The sequence below is a fragment of the Betaproteobacteria bacterium genome, from assembly GCA_016791345.1.
Lineage (GTDB): Bacteria > Pseudomonadota > Gammaproteobacteria > Burkholderiales > JAEUMW01 > JAEUMW01.
On sequence record JAEUMW010000427.1, the window covers coordinates 1 to 3043 of the forward strand.

Genomic DNA, 3043 nt, shown 5'->3' on the forward strand with positions numbered 1-3043 from the left:
CATGCGCTTTCGCGTCCATCACGAAACCCGCTATCGCTACCGCGCGCCGGTGACGCTCGGCGCGCACGTCATCAGGCTGCGTCCGCGCGAAGACGCGACCCAGCGGCTCGTCCACCACAGCCTCGTCATCGATCCCGCACCGGAAAAGGCGACCGGTGCCACCGATGCGGAGGGCAACGTCATCACCTACGCGTGGTTCACCGACGTCAGGACGGACGCGCTCACCATCACCAGTGCGTTCGAGGTCGAAACGCTGCGCACGGATGCGTTCGACTATCTGCTCGACGCCAACTTCACCGCCGTGCCGGTGCGCTATCCGATCGAGGTGGCGCGTGTCCTGCAGCCGTATCTGGCGGGAGAGGCCGCCGCGAGCGTGCGGGATTTCGCGACGGCAGTCCGCGGTGACGCGGGGGAGGCGCCGCCGGCGTTTCTGGATGCGCTGAATCGCGCGATCCACACGCGCACGCGGCTTGCCATCCGCGACGACGGGCGCCCCGCGCAAAGCGCGGCGGAGACGCTGGCGCTCGGGCGCGGCGCCTGCCGCGATGCGACCGTGCTCTTCATGGAGGCAGCGCGCTGCATGGGATTCGCCGCGCGCTTCGTGAGCGGCTACCGGCGCGGCGACCTCACGCGGCCGGACCGTCATCTGCACGCGTGGGCCGAGGTCTTCGTCCCGGGCGGCGGCTGGCGTGGCTGGGACCCGGTGGAAGGGGTCGGCGTGGCCGATCGGCACGTCGCGCTCGCCGCCTCCGCGGAGCAGATGCATACCATGCCGGTCTCCGGCGCGTATTTCGGGAGCGGCGTGGGCTCGACACTCGGCTATACGATCCGTATCGAGGCTGAGTCACATTACTTTCCCACTAGCAATTAGTGCAGCTTTGCGGCGACAAGGCGTACACTGCGCTCACGAGTGGGAGCCCAATAGGTGGTGCGGCGGCAAGACGCGCAAGCGCAAGGCTTGGCGGCGGTATCGCTGATCAAGCCGCCGTCACAAGCCATCATGACCGGTGCCAAAGGGAGGAATCAGTCATGTGGAAGCGTTATGCCTGTATTGCAGCGGCCGCCTCGATCGTCTCGGCGGGATCCGCTTTCGGTGCCTTGGACGACGCTGCAGCAACCGCAATATTGAGCAAGGCTGGCTGCAGAGCTTGCCACGCCGTCGACAAGAAGATGGTGGGGCCCTCTTATCAAGATATCGCCAAGAAGTACAAAGGCGATGCAAAAGCCGTCGCGACCCTCGCCGAAAAGGTGCGCAAAGGCGGCTCCGGCAACTGGGGCACGGTCCCCATGCCACCGTCCCCGCCGGAGAAGATCAGCGACGCCGACCTCAAGGCCGTCCTCGAGTGGATATTGTCGAAGTAAGCTGACCCGCGCAGTCCTTCTTCCCCGGGCGGGGTGCTCCTCGTCCGGAGATCGGCGTTACCTCGCGGGCGTTTGAGCTAAGTCAAGACGCCCCGAATTGGGATGTCCCATCATGGCGGACATTCCGCATGTCGACGAGCTGTGATGGAGGAGAGGCATGGGGGCGCATTTCGAGCGGGCTTGGGACTGTATGAACCTTCGGTTCGCCGCTGTCGGTGCTTTGCTGCTGCTAATCGCCTCTGCACCGGCGGCAGAGACGCCCAGCGCTCCGGTCGACCCGGCGAAGCCGCCGCCGCATCGCCCTCTGCGATCGAACGTCGTACCCGAGACGCCGCCCGCTCCGACCGAGCCCACGACCTTCTCCGGATACGCCGATGCGCCGCCGTTCAAGGTCGTGCCACAGAAGGACAAGCTTACCTTCTACCCGTGCTCCCAATGCCACAAGTACATGACGCCGAACCCGCAGCCCCGCAAACTCGAGGCGGCGCCGCATCCGGCAGCCCTGCAGCACGGCAACGGCCGCATCTGGTGCCTCAACTGTCACCTGATCGACGATCGCGACTTTCTGCGGACCGTAAGGGACCAGAAGGTGGACTTCGACGAGTCCTATCTCCTGTGCGGGCAATGTCACTTCAACCGCCAGAAGGACTGGTATCTGGGCGGCCACGGCAAGCGCGTGTACAACTGGCAGGGCGAGCGGATGCTCTATTCGTGCACGCACTGCCACGATCCGCACGACCCCGCGACCAAGCCGCGCGAACCGAGCAAGGTGCCGCCCGTGCGGGCCGGGCTGCAGCGGATGCCGCCCCCCGATCGCGAGACGCAGAGGGTCTGGGAGCGCCACGCGGTGCAACCGTCGGAGACGACCAATGAGCGATGAACACGAACGTCCCGACGAGCAGGGCAACTTCAGCCATTACCGCCGCCGGTTCCTGAAGGGGCTCGGCGTGGTGGGGGTCGCGGCGGCCGGCGCCGGTCCGGCGCGGGCGGCATGGGGTGGCAGCACGTTCCAGGATGCGCTGGGCGACTTCTTCCAGGACCACTACCAGCGTATGACGCCCGAGGAGATGAAGGACGCGCTCGCCCGCATCGAGCGCAAGGCGCAGCGCAAGTTCGGCGTGGACATCACCTGCGTCGACACGCCGCCGATTCCCGGGGTCGTATTCGGTTACGCCCTCAACATCTCCAAGTGCAAGGGCTACCGGGACTGCGTGTACGGCTGCATCCGCGAGAACAACCAGGGACGCGACTCGCAGGTGCAGTACATCCGCGTGCTCCAGATGGATAAGGGCAGCATGAATCTGGAGAAGTCCGAGCACTATTACACGCCCGAGTCGGTGCCCGTGGAAGGAAAGTTCTACCTCCCGGTGCAGTGTATGCAGTGCGACAACCCCCCGTGCGTGAAGGCTTGTCCGGTCGGGGCAACGTGGAAGGACGCGGACGGCATCGTCGTGATCGACTACAACTGGTGCATCGGTTGCCGGTATTGCATGGCGGCCTGTCCCTACTGGGCGCGTCACTTCAACTGGACCGAGCCGCAGATCCCTGCCGAGGAGTTGAACCCGGTGACGAACTACCTCGGCAACCGGCCGCGTCCGAAAGGGGTCGTGGAAAAATGCCACTTCTGCACCCAGCGCACGCGCAAGGGCCGGCAGCCCGCCTGCATGGAGGCGTGTCCCAC

General features: G+C 65.8%; 4 protein-coding genes. All 4 read left to right on the forward strand.

The annotated features are described in order from the left end of the window. Nucleotides 1-181 precede the first annotated feature (181 nt). Nucleotides 182-871 (forward strand): transglutaminase family protein, encoded by a 690-nt coding sequence (locus tag JNK68_16100; GenBank protein ID MBL8541866.1) that lies wholly within the window; start codon nt 182-184, stop codon nt 869-871. 158 nt (nt 872-1029) lie between these two features. Then, nucleotides 1030-1362: a c-type cytochrome gene (locus JNK68_16105; GenBank protein MBL8541867.1), complete on the forward strand. Its 333-nt coding sequence runs from the start codon at nt 1030-1032 to the stop codon at nt 1360-1362. A gap of 190 nt (nt 1363-1552) precedes the next feature. Next, entirely contained in the window at nt 1553-2242 is a 690-nt protein-coding gene (locus JNK68_16110; GenBank protein MBL8541868.1) for a cytochrome C, read from the forward strand. Continuing rightward, nucleotides 2232-3043, forward strand: an 812-nt coding sequence (locus tag JNK68_16115; GenBank protein MBL8541869.1) for a 4Fe-4S dicluster domain-containing protein, incomplete at its 3' end; no start/stop codon positions are given. The genes JNK68_16110 and JNK68_16115, both read left to right, overlap by 11 nt.

Coding starts and splice junctions, on each gene's coding strand:
- JNK68_16105 (MBL8541867.1), top strand. CDS start 1,030: ATGTGGAAGCGTTATGCCTGTATTGCAGCGGCCGCCTCGATCGTCTCG.
- JNK68_16110 (MBL8541868.1), top strand. CDS start 1,553: ATGAACCTTCGGTTCGCCGCTGTCGGTGCTTTGCTGCTGCTAATCGCC.